General features: G+C 61.5%; 18 protein-coding genes. 11 read left to right on the top strand and 7 right to left on the bottom strand.

All coding sequences use genetic code 11. The features are described 5' to 3' along the window. Positions 1 to 91: 91 nt before the first annotated feature. Complete coding sequence (locus tag MF6394_RS12200) at positions 92 to 1,582, bottom strand: leucyl aminopeptidase (RefSeq protein ID WP_034128658.1); 1,491 nt, start codon at positions 1,580 to 1,582, stop codon at positions 92 to 94. Between the two features lie 284 nt (positions 1,583 to 1,866). Here MF6394_RS12200 and lptF point away from each other — a divergent pair, with 284 nt between their 5' ends. The 10 genes from lptF to tadA all read left to right on the top strand — a co-directional run bounded on the left by lptF (position 1,867) and on the right by tadA (position 12,464). Continuing rightward, the gene (lptF, locus tag MF6394_RS12195) at positions 1,867 to 2,985 is read left to right on the top strand and encodes an LPS export ABC transporter permease LptF (protein WP_003188848.1); all 1,119 of its coding nucleotides are present in this window, start codon (positions 1,867 to 1,869) and stop codon (positions 2,983 to 2,985) included. Then, on the top strand, positions 2,978 to 4,057 hold the full coding sequence (lptG, locus tag MF6394_RS12190; RefSeq protein WP_044272060.1) for an LPS export ABC transporter permease LptG: 1,080 nt from the start codon (positions 2,978 to 2,980) through the stop codon (positions 4,055 to 4,057). Before lptF ends, lptG begins: the two co-directional genes overlap by 8 nt. A 257-nt stretch (positions 4,058 to 4,314) precedes the next feature. Beyond that, entirely contained in the window at positions 4,315 to 6,114 is a 1,800-nt protein-coding gene (gene lepA, locus MF6394_RS12185) for a translation elongation factor 4 (RefSeq protein ID WP_003188853.1), read from the top strand. Between the two features lie 5 nt (positions 6,115 to 6,119). After that, positions 6,120 to 6,974 carry a signal peptidase I gene (gene lepB / locus MF6394_RS12180; protein WP_003188855.1) on the top strand — a complete coding sequence of 285 codons (855 nt, stop codon included), beginning with the start codon at positions 6,120 to 6,122 and terminating at the stop codon, positions 6,972 to 6,974. Between the two features lie 144 nt (positions 6,975 to 7,118). Next, a complete protein-coding gene (gene rnc / locus MF6394_RS12175) occupies positions 7,119 to 7,808 on the top strand; it encodes a ribonuclease III (RefSeq protein WP_003188856.1) in 690 nt (229 codons plus the stop codon). Then, positions 7,801 to 8,703: a GTPase Era gene (era, locus tag MF6394_RS12170; RefSeq protein WP_028618988.1), complete on the top strand. Its 903-nt coding sequence runs from the start codon at positions 7,801 to 7,803 to the stop codon at positions 8,701 to 8,703. Before rnc ends, era begins: the two co-directional genes overlap by 8 nt. 167 nt (positions 8,704 to 8,870) lie before the next feature. Next, positions 8,871 to 9,560, top strand: coding sequence for a DNA repair protein RecO (recO, locus tag MF6394_RS12165; RefSeq protein ID WP_078466749.1), 690 nt, complete (start codon positions 8,871 to 8,873; stop codon positions 9,558 to 9,560). A gap of 51 nt (positions 9,561 to 9,611) precedes the next feature. Continuing rightward, on the top strand, positions 9,612 to 10,355 hold the full coding sequence (gene pdxJ, locus MF6394_RS12160) for a pyridoxine 5'-phosphate synthase (RefSeq protein WP_069558075.1): 744 nt from the start codon (positions 9,612 to 9,614) through the stop codon (positions 10,353 to 10,355). Positions 10,356 to 10,584: 229 nt separating this feature from the next. Further along, positions 10,585 to 11,967, top strand: a complete 1,383-nt coding sequence (locus tag MF6394_RS12150; RefSeq protein WP_078466747.1) for a multicopper oxidase family protein — start codon at positions 10,585 to 10,587, stop codon at positions 11,965 to 11,967. Beyond that, positions 11,967 to 12,464, top strand: coding sequence for a tRNA adenosine(34) deaminase TadA (tadA, locus tag MF6394_RS12145; protein ID WP_078466746.1), 498 nt, complete (start codon positions 11,967 to 11,969; stop codon positions 12,462 to 12,464). The genes MF6394_RS12150 and tadA overlap by 1 nt, the downstream gene beginning before the upstream one ends. A gap of 140 nt (positions 12,465 to 12,604) precedes the next feature. Here tadA and cmoB read toward each other — a convergent pair whose 3' ends face one another. The 5 genes from cmoB to lon all read right to left on the bottom strand — a co-directional run bounded on the left by cmoB (position 12,605) and on the right by lon (position 17,991). Next, positions 12,605 to 13,561, bottom strand: a complete 957-nt coding sequence (cmoB, locus tag MF6394_RS12140; RefSeq protein WP_044272067.1) for a tRNA 5-methoxyuridine(34)/uridine 5-oxyacetic acid(34) synthase CmoB — start codon at positions 13,559 to 13,561, stop codon at positions 12,605 to 12,607. After that, the gene (cmoA, locus tag MF6394_RS12135) at positions 13,558 to 14,301 is read right to left on the bottom strand and encodes a carboxy-S-adenosyl-L-methionine synthase CmoA (RefSeq protein WP_044272068.1); all 744 of its coding nucleotides are present in this window, start codon (positions 14,299 to 14,301) and stop codon (positions 13,558 to 13,560) included. Before cmoA ends, cmoB begins: the two co-directional genes overlap by 4 nt. Before the next feature lie 36 nt (positions 14,302 to 14,337). Continuing rightward, the gene (locus MF6394_RS12130) at positions 14,338 to 14,994 is read right to left on the bottom strand and encodes a lysoplasmalogenase (RefSeq protein ID WP_044272069.1); all 657 of its coding nucleotides are present in this window, start codon (positions 14,992 to 14,994) and stop codon (positions 14,338 to 14,340) included. 1 nt (position 14,995) lies between these two features. After that, positions 14,996 to 15,385, bottom strand: coding sequence for a protease inhibitor I42 family protein (locus MF6394_RS12125; protein ID WP_032893399.1), 390 nt, complete (start codon positions 15,383 to 15,385; stop codon positions 14,996 to 14,998). 185 nt (positions 15,386 to 15,570) lie between these two features. Then, a complete protein-coding gene (lon, locus tag MF6394_RS12120) occupies positions 15,571 to 17,991 on the bottom strand; it encodes an endopeptidase La (RefSeq protein WP_047712670.1) in 2,421 nt (806 codons plus the stop codon). A gap of 332 nt (positions 17,992 to 18,323) precedes the next feature. On the opposite strand from lon, the gene MF6394_RS12115 reads away from it, so the two are divergent. Beyond that, on the top strand, positions 18,324 to 20,660 hold the full coding sequence (locus MF6394_RS12115; protein ID WP_047712671.1) for a putative bifunctional diguanylate cyclase/phosphodiesterase: 2,337 nt from the start codon (positions 18,324 to 18,326) through the stop codon (positions 20,658 to 20,660). Here MF6394_RS12115 and MF6394_RS12110 read toward each other — a convergent pair. Continuing rightward, positions 20,657 to 22,063 (bottom strand): pyridoxal phosphate-dependent decarboxylase family protein, encoded by a 1,407-nt coding sequence (locus MF6394_RS12110; protein ID WP_078466745.1) that lies wholly within the window; start codon positions 22,061 to 22,063, stop codon positions 20,657 to 20,659. The two genes, MF6394_RS12115 and MF6394_RS12110, sit on opposite strands and share 4 nt — an antisense overlap. Positions 22,064 to 22,091 lie beyond the last annotated feature (28 nt).

The raw sequence follows: 22,091 nt of genomic DNA, 5'->3' as shown, positions 1-22,091 counted from the left end.
AACCAGAGGACACCGCGTTCATCCAGAATGAACGCGTTATCAAAGGCGATCTTCGCGAGCAAGCTCGCTCCTACAGAAGGGCCGGGGCCGCTTAAGCTTTGGCGCGATCCAGCAGGTATTGGGTCAGCAGGGGTACCGGACGGCCAGTGGCGCCCTTGTCCTTGCCGCCGCTGGTCCAGGCCGTGCCGGCGATGTCCAGGTGAGCCCAGTTGAAGTTCTTGGCAAAGCGCGACAGGAAGCAGGCTGCGGTGATGGTGCCGGCTTTCGGGCCACCGATGTTGGCGATGTCGGCGAACGGGCTGTCGAGCTGTTCCTGGTACTCATCGAACAGCGGCAGTTGCCAGGCGCGGTCGTCGGCAGCCTTGCCAGCGCTGAGCAGTTGCTCGATCAGTTCGTCGTTGTTGCCCAGTAGGCCTGAGGTGTGGGAGCCCAGGGCCACGATGCAGGCACCGGTCAGAGTGGCGATGTCGATCACGGCCTGGGGCTTGAAGCGCTCGGCGTAGGTCAGGGCGTCGCACAGCACCAGGCGGCCTTCGGCGTCGGTGTTGAGGATCTCCACAGTCTGGCCGCTCATGGTGGTGACGATATCGCCCGGGCGCGCAGCACCGCCGCTCGGCATATTCTCGGCACAGGCCAAAATGCACACCAGGTTGATCGGCAGCTTGAGCTCAAGCACCGCACGCAAGGTACCGAACACGCTGGCGGCGCCGCCCATGTCGTACTTCATTTCGTCCATGCCGGCGCCCGGCTTGAGGCTGATGCCGCCGGTGTCGAAAGTGATGCCTTTACCCACCAAGGCGTAAGGCTTCTCGGACTTCTTGCCGCCGTTGTATTGCATCACGATCAGGCGTGGCGGTTGGTCGCTGCCCTGGCCCACGGCATAGAACGAGCCCATGCCAAGGTCCTTGATCTTCTTCTCGTCCAGCACTTCAACCTTCAAGCCCTTGAACTCTTTGCCCAATGCCTTGGCCTGTTCGCCCAGGAATGTCGGGTGGCAGATGTTCGGCGGCAGGTTGCCCAGGTCGCGAGTGAACGACATGCCGTTAGCGATGGCCTGGGCGTGGGTGACGGCGCGCTGGACTTCAGCCTGGGCAGCCTTGATGGTCAGCAGGGTGATTTTCTTCAGGGCGCGGGGTTCGGCTTTCTGGCTCTTGAACTGGTCGAAAATATAGCCGCCGTCTACCAGCGACTCGGCCAGCAGGCGGGTCTTGCCGTAGCTGTCGCGGCCCTTGACCACGATTTCATCGAGTGCCAGCACCGCATCGCTGCCGCCCAGGCCCTTGAGGGTGGTGAGGATGCCGCTGACGATCTTGCGAAACGGACGGTCGCCCAGTTCGGCATCCTTGCCCACGCCCACCAGCAAAACGCGCTCGGCCTTAAGGTTGGGCAGGCTCTGCAGCAGCAGGCTCTGGCCGACTTTGCCGGCCAGGTCGCCGCGCTTGAGCACGGCGCTGATAGCGCCGCCGCTCAGTTCATCCAGTTGCTTGGCGGCGACGCCGAGTGTGCGGCCTTCGCCGACAGCGACCACGAGGGTGGCGGTTTTCAACGTTTCGGGGCTAACGCTTTTTACAACCAATTCCATTTTCGGGTCCCTTATCAAGGTCTGTGAGCCGGGAGCTTGTACTCCGGCTTTAAAGCTCGGCAGCGTTGTAAACCGCCAGCGACAAAGGCCGCAGTTTGAACCTCGCCAGCGGAGCCTGACAACCCTTGGCGCACGCTTTGTGCGTGCGCATGAGTAAGCTCCGTGACAGGCGCGGTCAATCACAGGATAATGCGCCATCTTTTTAGCCGGCCCGTGGTAAACGGGTCGACTCGGTATGCTTGCTTGTTTGGCCGCCTTAGCCTGACAACCCTGGAGTGTCTGGTTTGATTGTCTTCCGTTATCTGTCCCGCGAAGTCCTGTTGACCCTGAGTGCCGTGAGTGCGGTGTTGCTGGTCATCATCATGAGTGGTCGTTTCGTCAAGTTCCTGGCCCAAGCCGCCGCTGGCGCCCTGGATCCGGGCTCACTGTTCCTGATCATGGGCTACCGGATGCCCGGCATGCTCCAGTTGATCCTGCCGCTGGGCCTGTTCCTCGGCATATTGCTGGCCTATGGCCGGCTGTACCTGGAAAGTGAGATGACTGTGCTGTCGGCCACCGGCATGAGCCAGCAGCGCCTGCTGGCCATGACCATGGTGCCTGCCGCCGGTGTCGCCCTGGTGGTGGCCTGGTTGAGCATGAGCCTGGCGCCCCAGGGGGCCATGCAATTCCAGTTGCTGCTGAACAAGCAGGATGCGATGACGGAGTTCGACACCCTCGAGCCCGGTCGCTTCCAGGCGCTCAGCGACGGTTCACGGGTGACCTACACCGAAACCATGACCGACGACCGCTCCAACCTGGGCGGCGTGTTCATTTCCCAGAAGAACCTCGGCCAGAACCAGAAAGACCGTGGCATTACCATTCTGGTGGCCGACAGCGGGCGCCAGGAAATCCGCCCCGATGGCAACCGCTACCTGATCCTGGAAAACGGCTACCGCTACGACGGCAGCCCAGGCCTGGCGGACTATCGCGCGATCAAGTACGACACGTATGGCGTCATGCTGCCCAAGGCCGAGATCAGTGACGAGGTGACCGACCGCGACGCGCTGCCCACCTCATCGCTGTTCGGCAGCCCGGAATTGCGCTCCATCGCCGAGTTGCAATGGCGCCTGTCCCTGCCGCTGCTGGTGTTTATCGTGACCCTGATGGCCGTGCCGCTGTCGCGCGTCAACCCGCGCCAGGGGCGCTTCCTCAAGTTGCTGCCGGCGATCCTGCTGTACATGGCCTACCTGACCATCCTGATTTCTGCCCGTGGTTCCCTGGAGAAGGGCAAGCTGCCGCCGGCCCTGGGCCTGTGGTGGGTGCACGGGGTTTTCCTGATGATCGGTCTGGGGCTGCTCTATTGGGAACCTATCCGTTTGAAAATGAAGAGCCGTCGTGGCCTGAAGGAGTTGGCTCGTGGCTAAGCTTGATCGCTACATCGGCATTAGCGTACTGATCGCCATCCTGGCGGTACTGGGCATCATCCTTGGCCTGGCCTTGCTGTTCGCCTTCATTGATGAAGTGGGCAACGTCACCGACACCTACACGGTCACGGACGTGCTGAGCTACGTGGCACTGACCGCGCCGCGTCGTCTTTACGACATGATGCCAATGGCCGCGCTGATTGGCTGCCTGATCGGCCTGGGCACCCTGGCCAGCAACAGCGAGCTGACCATCATGCGCGCCGCCGGGGTGTCCATTGGCCGTATCGTCTGGGCGGTGATGAAACCGATGCTGCTGCTGATGGCGTGCAGCGTGCTGATCGGTGAATACGTCGCGCCACCGGCCGAAGCCACCGCCCAGGCCAATCGCGCCCTGGCCCAGGGTTCGGGCGATGCGCAAAGCGCCAAGCACGGCCTGTGGCACCGCCAGGGTGACGAGTTCATCCACATCAACGCCGTGCAACCGGGTGGCCTGTTGATCGGGGTGACCCGCTACACCTTCGATAAAGAGCGCCACATGTTGTCGTCCAGCTTCGCCAAGCGCGCGCAGTACAGTGGCGAGCAATGGCAACTGAGCGACGTCACCACCACGCACTTTCGTAACGTGGGCCAGGGCACCCAGTCCAGCACCGAAGTGGTGAATGTGCCGACCGAACAGTGGGATATCGCCCTCAAGCCGGAATTGCTCAATACCGTGGTGATGGTGCCGGAAGCCCTGCCTATCTCCGGTTTGTGGAGCTATATCCACTATCTCAAGGATCAGGGTTTGAACAATGGCCGTTACTGGCTGGCGTTCTGGGTGAAAGTCTTGCAGCCAGTGGTTACCGCCGCCTTGGTGTTGATGGCGATCTCCTTCATTTTCGGGCCGTTGCGCTCCGTGACCCTGGGCCAGCGGGTATTTACCGGTGTGCTGGTGGGCTTCACCTTCCGCATCGCCCAGGATTTGCTCGGGCCTTCAAGCTTGGTATTTGGCTTCTCGCCGCTGTTTGCGGTGCTGGTGCCCACGGCCATTTGTGCCGTGGCCGGGTTCTGGCTGCTGCGCCGGGCCGGTTGAAGCCGCGCTCGCATAATGCCCCTCCCTGTAGGAGCGAGCTTGCTCGCGAAAATCTACGAAACGCCGCGTTTATCCAGCATAAGCGCGTTATCGTTGGTGATCTTCGCGAGCAAGCTCGCTCCTACAGTAACAAGCCCCGTGGAAACGGGGCTTTTTTGTATTGGTCAGCAAAGATGACGTCTGGCCTGAGCATCAGGTACAATTCCCGGCTATTTTTCAGCGGGCAATCTGCCTGCAGCCTTTTTGAGTGTTGATCCGTGAGTGATTTGAGTCATATCCGCAATTTCTCCATCATCGCCCACATTGACCATGGCAAGTCGACGCTGGCCGATCGATTTATCCAGATGTGCGGCGGCCTTGCCGAGCGTGAAATGGAAGCCCAGGTACTGGATTCCATGGACCTCGAACGCGAGCGCGGGATCACCATCAAGGCCCACAGCGTCACGCTGTACTACAAGGCCAAAGACGGCATCACTTACCAACTGAACTTCATTGACACCCCTGGCCACGTTGACTTCACCTACGAAGTCAGCCGCTCGCTGGCGGCCTGTGAAGGTGCGTTGCTGGTGGTCGATGCCGGCCAGGGCGTCGAGGCACAGTCGGTTGCCAACTGCTACACCGCGATCGAGCAGGGCCTGGAAGTCATGCCCGTGCTCAACAAGATCGACCTGCCCCAGGCCGAGCCTGAGCGCGTCAAGGAAGAGATCGAGAAGATCATCGGCATCGACGCCACCGACGCCGTTACCTGCAGCGCCAAGACAGGCCTGGGTGTGGACGAAGTGCTCGAGCGCCTAGTGCACACCATTCCTGCGCCGACCGGCAACTACGAAGATCCGCTGCAAGCGTTGATCATCGACTCCTGGTTCGACAACTACCTGGGCGTTGTTTCCCTGGTTCGCGTGCGCCATGGCCGTGTGAAGAAGGGCGACAAGATCCTGGTCAAGTCCACCGGCAAGATCCACCTGGTGGACAGCGTCGGTGTATTCAACCCGAAACACACCGCTACCGTTGATCTGAAAGCCGGTGAAGTAGGCTTCATCATCGCCGGCATCAAGGACATTCACGGTGCGCCAGTGGGTGACACCCTGACCCTGAGCTCCACGCCAGACGTCGACGTGCTGCCCGGCTTCAAACGCATCCAGCCACAGGTCTACGCCGGCCTGTTCCCGGTCAGCTCCGATGACTTCGAAGACTTCCGCGAAGCCCTGCAAAAACTGACCCTCAACGACTCGTCGTTGCAGTACACCCCGGAAAGTTCCGACGCCCTGGGCTTCGGCTTCCGTTGCGGGTTCCTGGGCATGCTGCACATGGAGATCATCCAGGAGCGCCTTGAGCGCGAATACGACCTGGACCTGATCACCACCGCGCCAACCGTTATTTTTGAGTTGCTGCTCAAAACCGGTGAAACGATTTACGTCGACAACCCGTCCAAGCTCCCGGACCTGTCGGCCATCGAAGACATGCGCGAGCCGATCGTGCGGGCCAATATCCTGGTACCGCAGGAACACTTGGGCAACGTCATTACCCTGTGCATCGAAAAGCGTGGCGTGCAGCGCGACATGCTGTTCCTCGGTACCCAGGTACAAGTGACCTACGATATGCCGATGAACGAAGTGGTCCTGGACTTCTTCGACCGTCTCAAGTCCACCAGTCGCGGCTATGCTTCGCTGGACTACCATTTCGATCGTTACCAATCGGCTAATCTGGTGAAACTGGACGTGCTGATCAACGGCGACAAGGTAGATGCCTTGGCACTGATCGTGCACAAGGACAACGCGCACTACAAAGGTCGCCAACTGACCGAGAAGATGAAAGAACTGATTCCGCGCCAGATGTTCGACGTCGCGATCCAGGCCGCCATTGGCGGGCAGATCATTGCACGGACTTCCGTCAAGGCTCTCAGAAAGAACGTACTGGCCAAATGCTACGGCGGTGACGTAAGCCGTAAGCGCAAGCTGCTTGAGAAGCAAAAGGCCGGTAAAAAACGCATGAAGCAAGTAGGCAACGTGGAAGTTCCACAAGAAGCCTTCCTTGCGGTGCTCAGGTTGGATAGTTAGGTCCTATGTCACTAAATTTCCCGCTGTTGCTGGTCATTGCCGTTGCCGTCTGTGGTCTCCTGGCGTTGCTCGATCTGGTGTTCTTCGCCCCGCGTCGTCGGGCGGCCATCGCTTCCTATCAGGGCAGCGTCAGCCAGCCCGATGCGGTGGTGGTCGAGAAGCTGAACAAAGAGCCCTTGCTGGTTGAGTACGGCAAGTCGTTCTTCCCAGTGTTGTTCATCGTGCTGGTGCTGCGCTCGTTTCTGGTAGAGCCGTTCCAGATCCCTTCGGGGTCGATGAAACCGACCCTGGACGTGGGCGACTTCATCCTGGTGAACAAGTTTTCCTACGGCATTCGCCTGCCGGTGATCGACAAGAAAGTCATCCCCGTGGGTGACCCGCAGCGCGGCGATGTGATGGTGTTCCGCTACCCAAGCGACCCGAACGTCAACTACATCAAGCGTGTGGTCGGCCTGCCGGGCGACGTGGTGCGCTACACCAGCGACAAGCGCCTGTTCATCAACGGTGAGTCGGTGGCCGAGAAACTGTTGGGCGCCGAGCCGAACACCTTGGGCAGCGCCGAGCTGTACCAGGAAAAACTCGGCGCGGTGGAGCACCAGATCCGCAAGGAAATGAGCCGCTACCGTGCGATGCCGGATGGCCAGTGGAAAGTGCCTGCCGGGCACTATTTCATGATGGGCGACAACCGCGACAACTCCAACGACAGCCGCTATTGGGATGACCCCAACATTCCCAAGGACCTGCTGGGCATGGTGCCCGACGAGAACATTGTCGGCAAAGCCTTCGCGGTCTGGATGAGTTGGCCGGAACCCAAGCTCAGCCACCTGCCGAACTTCTCGCGGGTCGGGCTGATCAAGTAATACAAGCGGCGCTGTGAACACAGCGCCGAATGCTTTTCTGGGGCTTGGACATTTTCCGATGCCCGGTACCCATCAGGATTTGAATTTGAACACTGCGTCAATCGTCGATGGCCGCCGGTGCCATCAACTAGATATGGATAAACCGTGACCGTTTCTCTCAGTCGTCTCGAGCGCCAGCTCGGCTACACCTTCAAGGACCAGGAATTGATGGTCCTTGCCCTCACACACCGCAGCTTTGCAGGGCGCAATAACGAGCGCCTGGAATTCCTCGGTGACGCTATCCTCAATTTCGCCGCCGGCGAGGCGCTGTTCGAGCGTTTCCCCCAAGCGCGAGAAGGCCAGCTTTCGCGCCTGCGCGCACGCCTTGTAAAAGGCGAGACCCTGGCCGTGCTGGCCCGAGGCTTCGGCCTGGGCGAGTACCTGCGGCTGGGTTCCGGTGAGTTGAAAAGCGGCGGTTTCCGTCGCGAGTCAATCCTGGCTGATGCCCTGGAAGCCTTGATCGGTGCGATCTACCTTGATGCAGGCATGGAGACGGCCAAGGAGCGCGTTGTCGCCTGGCTGGCCTCGGAAATCGAAAGCCTGACGCTGGTAGATACCAACAAGGATCCCAAGACCCGCCTGCAAGAGTACCTGCAGTCGCGCGGTTGCGAACTGCCACGCTACGAAGTGGTGGATATCCAGGGAGAGCCCCATTGCCGGGTGTTCTTCGTGGAATGTGAAATCACCTTATTGAACGAAAAAAGCCGAGGTCAGGGTGTGAGCCGTCGTATTGCCGAACAGGTAGCGGCCGCTGCAGCACTGATTGCCCTGGGCGTGGAGAATGGCCATGACTGATTCAACCGCAACACGCTGTGGCTATGTTGCCATCGTCGGCCGCCCGAACGTGGGCAAGTCCACGCTGCTCAACCACATTCTCGGCCAGAAGCTCGCGATCACCTCGCGCAAGCCCCAGACCACCCGCCACAACATGCTGGGCATCAAGACCGAAGGCAACGTGCAAGCTGTGTATGTTGATACCCCTGGCATGCACAAAGGCGGCGAGAAAGCCCTGAACCGCTACATGAACAAGACCGCCTCGGCCGCGTTGAAAGACGTCGACGTGGTGATCTTTGTAGTCGACCGCACCAAGTGGACCGACGAAGACCAGATGGTCCTTGAGCGTGTGCAATATGTGACCGGCCCGTTGATCGTCGCGCTGAACAAGACCGACCGTATCGAAGACAAAGCCGAGCTGATGCCGCACCTGAGCTGGCTGCAGGAACAACTGCCGAACGCCCAGATCATCCCGATCTCGGCCCAGCACGGCCACAACCTTGAAGCCCTGGAGCGCGTGATCGCCGAGCACCTGCCGGAGAACGAGCACTTCTTCCCGGAAGACCAGATCACCGACCGCAGCAGCCGCTTCCTTGCCGCCGAGCTGGTGCGTGAGAAAATCATGCGCCAGATGGGCGCCGAACTGCCGTACCAGATCACCGTCGAAATCGAAGAGTTCAAGCAGCAGGGCAAGACCTTGCACATTCATGCGCTGATCCTCGTCGAACGTGACGGCCAGAAGAAGATCATCATTGGCGACAAGGGCGAGCGCATCAAGCGCATCGGCACCGAAGCGCGCAAGGACATGGAGCTGCTGTTCGACTCCAAGATCATGCTCAACCTGTGGGTGAAGGTGAAGGGTGGCTGGTCCGATGATGAGCGTGCGTTGCGCTCCCTGGGCTACGGCGACCTGTAATCGGCCTCCAGTCACACAGCAGGACGAAAAATGTGGGAGCGGGCTTGCTCGCGAAGACGGTTCTTCAGTCGGTACATGTATTGGCTGACCCACCGCTTTCGCGAGCAAGCCCGCTCCCACATTAGGTTTATGTTGTTGTCACAATCGCATTCCAGCAGCGAGAGCCTATGTCCTCAACTCAACCCCCCAGCCAACTCGCCTATGTCCTGCACAGCCGCGCCTACCGCGAAACCAGCGCGCTGGTGGACTTCCTCACGCCCCAAGGCCGCCTGCGCGCAGTCTTGCGCAGCGCGCGGGGCAAGGCGGGCACCTTGGCGCGGCCGTTCGTGGCGCTGGACGTGGAGTTTCGCGGCAAGGGCGAGCTGAAAACCGTCGGCCGCCTGGAAAGCGTTGGCACCTCGGCCTGGCTTAACGGCGATGCGCTGTTCAGCGGCCTTTACCTCAATGAGCTGCTGATTCGCCTGTTGCCCGCCGAAGACCCGCACCCGGCAGTCTTCGATCACTACGCTGCCACTTTGCTTGCCCTCGCTGAAGGCGGTCCGTTGGAACCGCTGCTGCGCGCCTTCGAATGGCGCCTGCTCGACGACCTGGGCTACGGCTTCGAACTGGCCAACGACCTGCACGGCGAGCCCATCGCCGCCGACGGCATGTATCGCCTGCAAGTCGATGCAGGGCTTGAGCGTGTGTACCTGCTGCAGCCCGGCCTGTTCCAGGGCACCGAGCTGCTGGCCATGAGCGAAGCCGACTGGCACGCGCCTGGTGCGCTGTCCGCGGCCAAGCGCCTGATGCGCCAGGCCTTGGCCGTGCATCTGGGCGGGCGGCCGCTGGTCAGTCGCGAGTTGTTTCGAAAGCCCTGACATCCCCGTGTATGCTGTGCACCGATTCTTTCCCTTTTCAGGAGCGCTTCCGTGACCACCAGCAATCGCATTCTTCTTGGCGTCAACATCGACCACGTCGCCACCCTGCGCCAGGCCCGGGGCACCCGTTACCCTGACCCGGTCAAGGCCGCGCTGGACGCCGAAGAAGCGGGCGCCGACGGCATCACCGTGCACCTGCGCGAAGACCGCCGCCACATCCAGGAGCGCGACGTGCTGCTGCTCAAGGACGTGCTGCAAACCCGCATGAACTTCGAAATGGGCGTCACTGAAGAAATGATGGCGTTCGCCGAGCGCATCCGCCCGGCGCATATCTGCCTGGTACCGGAAACCCGCCAGGAGTTGACCACCGAAGGCGGGCTCGACGTCGCCGGCCAGGAAGCGCGGATCAAGGCTGCGGTGGAGCGCCTGTCGCGGATCGGCAGTGAAGTCTCGCTGTTTATCGACGCCGACGAACGCCAGATCGAAGCCTCCCGCCGTGTCGGCGCCCCGGCCATCGAGCTGCACACTGGCCGTTATGCCGATGCCACCACGCCGACTGAAGTGGCCGACGAACTGCAACGTATCATCGACGGCGTGAACTGCGGGCTCAACGAAGGCTTGATCGTCAATGCCGGCCATGGCCTGCACTATCACAACGTCGAAGCCGTGGCCGCGATCAAAGGTATCAACGAACTGAACATCGGCCATGCGCTGGTGGCCCACGCGTTGTTCGTCGGTTTCAAAGGCGCGGTGGCCGAGATGAAAGCCCTGATTTTGGCTGCTGCCAAGGCCTGATCGCACATTAACCTGTAGGAGCGAGCTTGCTCGCGAAGGTCGTTAACGATGACGCGGGGAGTCTGGCTCCCTGCGTTGTTCTCAGGTCTTTCGCGAGCAAGCTCGCTCCTACAGGTTTGAGCCATGTTTCATCTGTGCGGCAATGCGAAGCCTTACTGTTTAGCCGGCGCAGGTGTATCGTATCAGCCCTTTGCGGGCCCTTGGTCTGCGGCAGATACGCGAGGTTGTTGTGTCCCGATCCTTTTCCCGTCGACAAATCCTGGGTGGTCTTGCTGGCCTGGCCGTAGTAGGCGTCGGAGCCGGCGGTGGTTACCGCTACTGGCTGGGGAAAGTCGCTGAGTCCGAGGCCGGGCACGATTACGAGCTGATCGCCGCACCCCTGGACGTAGAGTTGGTGCCGGGGCACAAGACTCAAGCCTGGGCGTTCGGCCCATCGGCGCCGGGCACCGAGTTGCGGGTGCGCCAAGGCGAGTGGCTGCGGGTGCGCTTTATCAACCATCTGCCGGTTGCCACCACCATCCACTGGCACGGCATCCGCCTGCCGCTGGAAATGGACGGCGTGCCCTACGTCTCACAATTGCCCGTGCTGCCTGGCGAATACTTCGACTACAAATTCCGCGTGCCCGATGCCGGCAGTTACTGGTACCACCCCCATGTCAGCAGCAGCGAAGAGCTCGGCCGTGGCCTGGTCGGCCCGTTGATCGTGGAAGAGCGCGAACCCACCGGCTTCAAGTACGAACGCACCTTGAGCCTGAAGAACTGGCACATCGACGAGGAGGGTGCGTTCGTCGAGTTCAGCATCCCCCGTGAAGCGGCGCGTGGCGGCACGGCCGGGCGTCTCTCGACTATCAACGGCGTGCCCCAGGCGGTGATCGACCTGCCGGCTGGGCAAATCACCCGCGTGCGCCTGCTCAACCTCGACAACACCCTGACTTATCGTCTCAATATTCCTGGCGTCGAAGCGCAGATCTACGCGTTGGACGGCAACCCCATCGAGCCGCGCCCGTTGGGCAAGGAATATTGGCTGGGCCCGGGCATGCGCATTTGCCTGGCGATCAAGGCGCCACCGGCGGGCGAAGAACTGTCGCTGCGCCACGGCCCGGTGCGCCTTGGCACCTTCCGCTCGGTGGCCAATACCGACGCGCCTACCGCGTGGCCAAAGGCATTGCCGGCCAACCCGGTCGCCGAGCCAGACCTGGCCAACGCGGAGAAGCTCAACTTTAATTTCGAATGGGTCGGCTCGGTGTCGGTCAATGTCGAGAACGGCAAGCCGCCGAGCCTGTGGCAGATCAACGGCCAGGCCTGGGACATCACCGACAAGACCTGCGCCGACCGCCCGATTGCCAAGCTGGAAAAGGGTAAGAGCTATATTTTCGAATTGAAGAACATGACCCAGTACCAGCACCCGATCCACCTGCACGGCATGAGTTTCAAGGTGCTCGCGTCCAACCGCCACAAGGTGATCCCGTATTTCACCGACACCTACCTGCTGGGCAAGAACGAACGCGCCCGCGTGGCTTTGGTGGCGGATAACCCCGGGGTGTGGATGTTCCATTGCCATGTGATCGACCACATGGAAACCGGCCTGATGGCCGCCATCGAGGTGGCGTGATGCGCCAGATTCGCCCCGCCGCGATTATCGACCGCAGCCGCGACCAGGACTTTATGCGCGAAGCCCTGGCGCGCGCCGCCCAAGGCGCGGCATTGGGCGAGGTGCCGGTGGGCGCCGTGCTGGTGCAGGACGGTGAAATCATCGGCCGCGGCTTCAACTGCCCCATCAGCGGCAACGACCCCAGCGCCCATGCCGAAATGGTCGCGATCCGCGCCGCTGCGCAAGCGATCAGCAACTATCGGCTGGTGGGCAGCACGCTGTACGTGACGCTGGAACCGTGCAGCATGTGTGCGGGGCTGATCGTGCATTCGCGGGTGGCGCGGGTGGTGTATGGCGCTTTGGAGCCGAAGGCGGGAATCGTGCAAAGCCAGGGGCAGTTTTTTACCCAGGGTTTTCTTAACCATCGGGTGTTGTTTGAAGGTGGGGTGTTGGCCGAGGAGTGTGGGGCTGTCCTCAGCGAGTTCTTCAAAGCCCGCCGAGCCAAGCCACCACTCTGAAGAACACTGAAGTATCAATGTGGGAGCTGGCTTGCCTGCGATAGCTATCTGTCAGTCAGCCCAATATTGACTGACCCACCGCTATCGCAGGCAAGCCAGCTCCCACAGTTAATCTCCATTTTTTCAGGAAAAGGGTGGTGTCATTTACGCGCGATGATCACCGCTCGCATCGGTGCCGGCAGCCCTTCAATGGTCTTGCTGTGATCTTCAGGATCCAGGAAGTCGCTCAGCGACTGATATTTCATCCACTGCGTCCCACGCTGTTCCTCAATCGTGGTCACGCTCACATCCACGCACCGCACATCACTGAAACCGGCGCGGCGCAGCCATAGCATCAACGCCGGCACCGACGGTAGGAACCACACGTTGCGCATCTGGGCGTAACGGTCTTCCGGCACCAGTACTTGTTGCTGATCGCCTTCCACCACCAATGTTTCCAACACCAGCTCGCCGCCCTTGACCAGGGTGTCCTTCAACGCCAGCAAATGCTCGATGGGCGAGCGGCGATGGTAGAACACGCCCATGGAGAACACCGTGTCGAAGCCTTCCAGATTGGCCGGCAAGTCTTCGAACGGGAACGGCAGGTGCCAGGCCTTGGGTTCGGACAGGTAACGCTGCACCGCCTGGAACTGGCAGAAGAACAGCCAGTTGGGGTCCACGCCAATCACGCTGTCGGCCCCGGCGCCGAGCATGCGCCACATGTAGTAGCCGTTGCCGCAGCCCACGTCGAGGATGCGCTTGCCTTTGAGGTTCAGGTGCGGCGCCACTCGCGACCACTTCCAGTCCGAACGCCACTCGGTGTCCACATGCACACCGAACAGATGGAACGGGCCTTTGCGCCAGGGGCTCAGGCCCATCAAGGCGGTGTGCATTTGCTCACGGGTGGCGTCGTCGCAATCAGTGTCCAGCACCAGGCCGTTCAACAAGTCGACTTCACTGGGCTGGATCTTCGGCAGTGCATCCAACGCACTCTGCCAGCGCTCCAGGTCGCCATGACCCTTTTCCATCTTGCTATCGAGCTGCGCTTGCAGGCCCTGGGCCCAGACGGCCAGGGGGGTGCCGACCAAGTGGCGGGCGAGGGGGGACAAATCAATCATGGCAAGGCAATCAACGAGGCAAAGTTAAGACACTGGAACCACGGCACGACTTTCGAGAACCCGGCCGCCAGCAGGCGTTCGCGGTGTTCTTCGAGGCTGTCGGGCTTCATGACGTTTTCGATGGCGCTGCGCTTCTGGGCGATTTCCAGTTCGCTGTAGCCGTTAGCGCGCTTGAAGGCGATATGCAGGTCGGTCAGCAGTGCGTGTTCTTCAACATCGTTAAAGCGCAGCTTTTCCGACAGGATCAACGCCCCGCCCGGCAGCAGCGCCTGGCGAATGCGCCCCAGCAACGCCAGGCGCTCCTGGGGGGCGATAAATTGCAGGGTAAAGTTCAGCGCCACCACCGAGGCAGGCTTGAATTGCAGGGCGAGGATATCGCCCTCGATCACCTCCACGGGCAGCAACTCCTGGAACATCGAGTCCTGGCCATTGAGGTATTCGCGGCAGCGCTCGACCATCGCGGCCGAGTTATCCACAGCGATTACCCGGCAACCCTCGGTGCGCACATGGCGACGCAGGGCTTGGGTCACGGCGCCCAGGGAAGAGCCCAGGTCATACAGCACGCTATCCGGCTGGGCAAATTGCGCGGCCAGCACGCCGAGGTTTTCGACGATAGTGGGGTAACCCGGCACCGAGCGCTTGATCATGTCCGGGAACACCCGCACCACATCCTCGTTAAAGGCGAAGTCCGGCACCTGGGGCAGGGGCTGGGCGAATAGGCGATCGGGTTCTTTGCTCACGGCTGTTCCGGCGACGATGGGGGAAAGGCCGGCATTTTAGCCAAGTTGCTCCTCGGATGCGCGGGTTGTCTGATGGAAAGCCGAGGCGGTGATGCCCCACTGCCCGAGCCAGTACGTGGCGATCAGTAAATACGGCGCCGCCTCGAACGCCAGCACGAACCGGTTGATGCCGATCAGCGCATCGGATACCACAAACGACACCGCACCCGCCGCCGCCAGCCACGCCGAACGTTTGGGCACCTGGCTGCCCAGTCGCGCCAACGCACGCCAAAGCATGGCGCTGATCACCAGTGCGTAAACCACCACCGGTATCAGCAATTCACCGAGGCCATGGGCGATCAGGATGCTCAGCAAGATTGCGCCAACGCCGAGGGCCAGCACCAGCGGCAGCAAGGCTAAGCGCCGACAGTCACTGAAATAGGCTTTGAGATAGGCCAGATGCGCGAACAGGAACGCGCCCAGGCCAAAGATAAACAGGTCGCCTGGCCAGGCGAGCAACACGTCGCCCACCACGGAGAAAATCAACCCCAGGCTGATCCAGCGTCGATACTCGGTGGGCGGCGCGTCATGCAGCCATCCCAGCAGCGCCAGCACCGGCAGCGGCTTGACCAGCAGGCACAGCAGCGTCGCATGGGTCGCCAGGCCGTAGACAAAGGTGCCGGCGCCCATCAACGCAAGGATCAGCCAGGGCATATCAGTTCACCGTAATGGCGCAGTCAAAGGTTTCGACAGGTTCGGCTTCTGGCTCCCAGGGTTGCTGGGACGTCAGGCGCAACCGCCCTTGCCCTGGAGCAAACGCCTGGAAGCGCCAGGTGGACTGGCCACCACCGCCAATCACGCCGGATTCGGTGCTGCTGTAGACCTCGGGGCTCAAGGCGCGCAACACGCCGCCCGCGGAGTCCTGGATGGCCCAGCGATAGCCGGTGGTGGGGTTGCTGGGCAGAGTGAGGATCAGGTTTTGCCCGTTTTTAAGCTGGAGCGGGCAGGCGCTCTGGTTGTCCACGCTGACGTTTTGCTTAGGGGCACTGGCGCATCCGGCCAGCAGGGCAAGGCTCAAGGGGAGAAACAGGCGGGCAGCGGTCATGAAGGCTCCGTTAATACACGACGAAGGGGGAGCATAACCGAAGATGAGACAAGGTGTGACAAGGCGGGGTTTTGCGTTGATCCGGCTGGCCTCTTCGCGAGCAAGCCCGCTCCCACATTTGGAATGCGACCAAATGTGGGAGCGGGCTTGCTCGCGAAAGGGCCAGCTCAGGCACTACATAACCGTCAGAAGAGCACCTTCGCCACATCCGCAAACCGCTTGGCAAAGTGCACCGTCATCCCTTCCTTCAAATAATCCGGCAACTCCTCAAAGCTGCCACGGTTGGGCTCCGGCAAGATCAACTCGTGGATCTTCTGGCGCCGCGCGGCAATCACCTTCTCGCGCACCCCGCCAATCGGCAGTACATGCCCGGTCAACGTCAGTTCGCCAGTCATCGCCACGCCTTTTTTCGGCGGTTGGTTGCGGGCCAGGGACAGCAACGCACTGGCCATGGTCACGCCGGCACTCGGGCCGTCTTTGGGGGTGGCGCCTTCTGGTACGTGCAAGTGCACGAAGGCTTCATCGAAGAACTTCGCATCGCCGCCAAACGACTTCAGGTTTGAACTGATGTAGCTGTAGGCGATTTCGGCGGACTCTTTCATTACCTCACCCAACTGCCCGGTGAGCTTGAAGCCACGGTTGAGCGTGTGGATGCGCGTCGCTTCAATCGGCAAGGTGGCGCCGCCCATGCTGGTCCAGGCCAGGCCGGTAATCACGCCGGTGCCGGACAGCACTTGCTCGTTACGGAACACGGGCGTGCCCAGGGAGCTTTCCAAATCTTTGTTGCCGATCTTGATCACCGAGTCCGGCTCATCCAGCAGCTTGACCACCGCCTTGCGCACCAGCTTGCCCAGTTGCTTCTCCAACTGCCGCACGCCGGCCTCTCGCGCATAACCGTCGATCAAGGCGCGCAAGGCGCCGTCGCTGATGGTCAGGCTGTTTTTGGCCACGCCAGCTTTTTCCAATTGCTTGGGCCACAGGTGACGCTTGGCGATGGCGACTTTTTCTTCGGTGATATAGCCCGACAGGCGAATCACTTCCATGCGGTCCAGCAATGGGCCCGGGATCGAGTCCAGGGTGTTGGCGGTGCACACGAATAGCACTTTGGACAGGTCCAGGCGCAGGTCCAGATAGTGGTCGAGGAATTCGACGTTCTGCTCCGGGTCCAGGGTTTCCAGCAGCGCCGACGCCGGGTCGCCCTGGAAGCTCTGGCCCATCTTGTCGATCTCGTCGAGCATGATCACCGGGTTCATCACTTCCACGTCTTTCAGCGCCTGCACCAGCTTGCCGGGTAGGGCGCCGATGTAGGTGCGGCGGTGGCCCTTGATCTCGGCCTCGTCGCGCATGCCGCCGACACTGAAGCGATAGAACGGCCGCCCCAGGGATTCGGCGATGGACTTGCCCACACTGGTCTTGCCCACGCCCGGCGGGCCCACCAGCAGCACGATGGAACCGGCGACTTCGCCCTTGTAGGCGCCCACGGCGAGGAATTCGAGGATGCGGCTCTTGATGTCATCCAGGCCCGCATGGTGCTTGTCCAGCACCTTGCGCGCGTGCTTGAGGTCGAGCTTGTCTGCGCCGTACACGCCCCACGGCACCGAGGTGGCCCAGTCCAGATAATTGCGCGTGACGGCATATTCCGGCGAACCGGTTTCCAGGATCGACAGTTTGTTCAGTTCTTCATCAATGCGCTTCTGTGCCTGGGCCGGCAACACCTTGCCTTGCAGGCGCTGTTCGAACTGTTCGACGTCGGCGCTGCGGTCGTCCTTGGTCAGGCCCAGCTCCTGCTGGATGACCTTGAGTTGTTCCTTGAGGAAGAATTCACGCTGGTGCTCGCCGATCTTGCGGTTCACTTCGGCGGAGAGTTCTTTTTGCAGGCGCGCGACTTCCACCTCTTTGCGCAGCATCGGCAGCACTTTTTCCATGCGCTTGAGCATGGGCACGCAGTCCAGCACTTCCTGCAGCTCGTTACCGGTGGCCGAGGTGAGGGCGGCGGCGAAGTCGGTGAGCGGCGACGGGTCGTTGGGGCTGAAGCGGTTGAGGTAGTTCTTCAACTCTTCGCTGTACAGCGGGTTGAGGGGCAGCAGTTCCTTGATCGCATTGATCAGCGCCATGCCGTAGGCCTTGACCTCATCGGTCGGCTCGCTGGGCTGGTGCGGGTATTCGACTTCCACCAGGTACGGTGGGCGGTGGTGCTTGAGCCAGGTCTTGATGCGCACGCGGGTCAGGCCCTGGGCCACGAACTGCAGCTTGCCGTTCTCGCGGCTGGCGTGGTGCACCTTCACCAGGGTGCCGTACAGCGGCAGGGCCGAGGTGTCGAAGTGCCGTGGGTCTTCGGGCGGTGTGTCCATGAAAAACAGCGCAAGGGAATGGTGGTCGGATTTGCTCACCAACTCCAGGGTTTCGGCCCAGGGTTCTTCATTGACGATCACCGGCAACACTTGGGCCGGGAAAAACGGCCGGTTGTGGATCGGGATGATGTAGACCTTGTCCGGCAGGTTTTGCCCAGGCAGCGCCAGGCCAGTATTGGACGAGGGGGTTTCAGCGTTTTCGGGGTCGGCGTAATCGTTGAGGTCGTAATCTGGAAATTCTTGCTGGTCGCTCATGGGGCACCTGCATCAGTAAGTATGCAGGTTAGATGGGGCGGGGTTGCGGTGGTTTCAATGGGGCGGCGTCGTTAGCAACAATTTGCATGAAATAACGGGAGAGGCGCGGTCAATGTGCTTTATGCCTCTGCTTTTCGAAATGATCGTCAATAATGTGACAGCGAAGCCCAGCTTTTATTGGGTTTACTTATCCCCAGTCCCAGCTAACCTGCTGTAATAAAATCCCCCATAAAAAAGGATGTTTTTTTGACGCCGGTTAGCAGTCGGCAGGGACGCGTATGACATCAGAAAAGCACGGCCAAGAGCGACGAGCACGGCCCGAGGGTGCGGCCATGCGCTGGCGCCACACGTTTCAGACCCGCATCGCCGGGGTGCTGGCGCTGTTGTTGCTGGTGGTCGTGGCCGCCACCTATTTTGCCGTGAAGGCCGCCACCACGCGCGCGGTGGAGAACCAGGCCGACGTGCAGCTGAACACGGGGCGGCAGGTGTTCGAGCGCCTGCTGGACCTGCGCGGGCGGCGCTTGCAGTACGGGTTGGACTGGCTCACCGCCGATGGGCCGTTCAAGCAGGCGGTGGCCGGTGGCCGCACGGTGCCTATCCTGGAGGCGCTGGGCACCCATGGTACCGGGGTCAGTTCCAGCGAAGTGGTGGTGCTGGGCCTGGATGACCGGGTCATGGTCAGTACTCTGCTAGTGCAGACGCGCGGCCAGCTGTTCCCGTATGCCAATGCCTTGCGCAAGGCGCGGCGCAGCGGCCAGCAAATGTTGATCGTCGCCATGGCCGGGCGCCCCTATTTGCTGGTGCAAAAGGATGTGCTCGGGCCTGTGCCTATCGCCCGCGTGGTCATGGGCTTTCCCATGGACACGCAATTTGCCCATGAACTGCGTTCCATGAGCAACCTGGAGGTGTCGTTTCTCAGCGTGCAGGACGGCCATCTCGGTCAGCTGTTCACCACCCACCCTGGCAATTGGCGCCCAAGCATCATCAGCCTCTTGCATGGCACGCAGGTCGATCCCGAGGCGAAGATCCAGCTGTTTCATGGCCAGCGTGTGCTCAGCCAGGTGTTGCCGTTGGCCAACAGCGGCGAAGGCGATGAAGTGCGCGTATTGCTGCAAAGCCCGCTGGACCATGCGCTGGAATCCTTCGCGCCGCTGGACCGGCAGTTCATGGGGATTGCCCTGGCGGTGCTGCTGGTGTCCCTGGCGGTGGCGTTATTCCTGGCGCGGCGCGTGTCACGCCCGCTCAATGCGCTGGTGCAAGCCGCTGAACGGATCGGGGCCGGTGACTACCGCACCCCGGTGCGGGTGCGTAGCCACGACGAGTTCGGCCTGCTGGCGCGTGCGTTCAATGCCATGCAAAGCGGCATCGCCCTGCGTGAGCGGCAACTGGCCCACAATGCCTTGCATGATCCGCTCACCGGCCTGCCCAACCGCGCCCTGGCCATGGAGCGCCTGGGCAGTGCGATCAGCGCGAGGCGGCCGGTGGTATTGCTGTACGTAGGCATTGAAAACTATCGGCTCATCAACGAAGGGTTTGGCCCCGAAGGTGTCGAGCACATGTTGTGCGAGGCCAGCCGCTGCTTGTCCAGCAGCCTGTTGGCCAGCGACACCGCGGCGCGCATCGCCGGCAGTGAGTTTCTGTTGTTGCTGGAAAACACCGAGATCGACTGCGCCGTGGCCCGCGCCGACCAACTGCATGGGGCGTTGACCGAACCCCTGCGCATCGGCAATGACGAAGTGCGCCATGAGGTGAGCATCGGCATCGCCGCGTACCCTGCTGACGGGCAGCAGGTGGAAGAATTGATCAACCGCGCGGCCATCGCCCGGCACGACGCGGCCAACCTCCCGGGGCATTTGCAAATCTACCAACCGGACCGCGACCTCGCCTACCAACGCCAGATCACCCTGATTCGCGACCTGCGCCGCGCCGTGATCGAAGGCGAGTTGTTCCTGTGCTACCAGCCCAAGCTCGACCTGCGGCACGGGAACGTGAGCCAGGCCGAAGCCTTGCTGCGCTGGCAACACCCGACGCTGGGGCAAGTGTCCCCCGCAGAGTTCATTCCCCTGGCCGAACGCACCGGCAGCATGGGCGCGCTGACGCTGTGGGTGATCGAGGAAGCCATCCGCCAGATTGCCGAATGGGCGCAGCGTGGGCTGGTTATCCAACTGTCGGTGAATATCTCGGTGAACGACTTGGCCGATGACGACTTGGCCATTCGCGTTACCGCGCTATTGGCCCAATACCACGTGGGCGCCGAGCATTTGATTTTTGAAATCACCGAGAGCGCCATCATGCACAACCCGCAGCAGGCCCTCAGCGTGCTGGAGCAGTTGCGCAACTGCGGGATCAGCCTGTCGGTGGATGATTTCGGCACCGGTTACTCCTCCCTTGCGCAATTGCAGCGCCTGCCGGTGCAAGAACTGAAGATCGACCAGTCCTTTATACGCAACCTCGACAGCACCAGCGGCGACGGCGTGATCGTGCGTTCCACCATCGAGATGAGCCATAGCCTGGGGCTCAAGGTGGTGGCCGAGGGCGTGGAGTTCGAGCACAGCCTCACCTTGCTCAAACGCTGGAACTGCGACACCGCCCAAGGCTACCTGATCAGCCGTCCGCTCAATGCCATGGCGTTCGAGCGGTGGATGCGGCGTGAACGGGTGCCCACTTAAACCAGGGTTTGCAATCGCGCCCACAACCGTTCGACATGCTGGCGTTCGGTGCCCAGTGCACCGATAGACACCCGCACCATCCAGCGCTCATCGAGGATCGCGGGGGTGACGTAGGCATCGCCTGACTGGTTGAGTTTTTCTGCCCAGGCTCGGGTGTGAGTATCCAGCGCCTGGCCTTCCAACCCCGGCGGTTCATGGCGAATGCACAGGGTTTGCAAGGCGGGCGTGGCCACCAGTGTCCAGTGCTCAGTGGCTTCGATCTGCTCTGCCAGCCAGCGCGCATTGGCCAGGTCTCGCCGCAGCCGCGCTTGCAGGCCGCTGACGCCTTGCTCGCGTATCAGAAACCACAACTTCAAGGCGCGAAAGCGGCTGCCCAGGGAGATCCGCCAGTCACGGTAGTTTCGCACTTGGCCGTCTGCGCTGGACTGCAGGTAGCTCGGGTTGGTGGTCATGATGCGAATCAAATGCTCGGGGTCGCGCACGAAGTACACCGAGCAATCGAAAGCCGCGCCCAGCCATTTGTGCGGGTTGAGCACCAGCGAGTCGGCCTTTTCGATGCCATCCCACAGGGCCCGGCATTCCGGCAGGATCATTGCCGCGCCAGCCATGGCCGAGTCCACGTGCAGCCACAGGCCGTAGCGTTGGGTGAGGTCGCCAATGGCTGCCAGCGGGTCGATCGCCATGGCGGCCGTGGTACCGGTGGTGGCGATCACCACGCAGGGCGTGTTGCCGGCGGCCAGGTCCTGTTCGATGGCCTGCGCCAGTGCCTGGGGCGACATTGCATTGTGTGCATCGGTAGCGATGGTGCGGATATGGTTCTGGCCGAACCCGGCCAGGATCGCCGCTTTGTTGACTGAGCTGTGGGCATGGGCTGAGGTGTAGACGATCAGGGGCGCGCCGCTGTTTTGCAGGCCGTTGTGCATCAGCGCGTAATCGGAGCTGCGTTCCCGGGCGCTGATAAGCGCCACCAGCGTGGAGGTGGACGCAGAGTCCTGGATCACACCGCTCCATGAGCTGCCCAGGCCGAGCATGTCGCGCAGCCAGTCGGTGGTGACTTCCTCGATTTCGGTGAGGGCCGGGCTGGATTGCCAGGACAACCCAATCACACCCAGGCCGGTGCTTAGGCAATCGCCCAGCACTGAGGACAGTTCCACATTGGAAGGGAAGAACCCGAAGAAACTGGGATGCTGCCAATGCAGCAAGCCGGGCATGATCAGTTTTTCGACGTCGCCCATGATCTGTTCGAAGGGTTCGGCGGTGTCAGGCGGGCTGACCGGCAGGGCGGCTTTGATCTCGCCAGGTTGGGTGGTGGGCTGCACGCCGCGTTGTTCGATGTTCTGTCGGTAATCTGCAATCAGGTCGATCATGGCATAGCCATGTTGGCGGAATTCTTCGGGGGTCATAGATAAACGTCCATGTGCACGAGCAATA

The organism is Pseudomonas sp. MF6394 (assembly GCF_002018845.1).
GTDB classification, from domain to species: domain Bacteria; phylum Pseudomonadota; class Gammaproteobacteria; order Pseudomonadales; family Pseudomonadaceae; genus Aquipseudomonas; species Aquipseudomonas lactis.
Note: the sequence above shows the minus strand (reverse complement) of the source record. Positions and strands in the feature narration are given on the sequence as shown.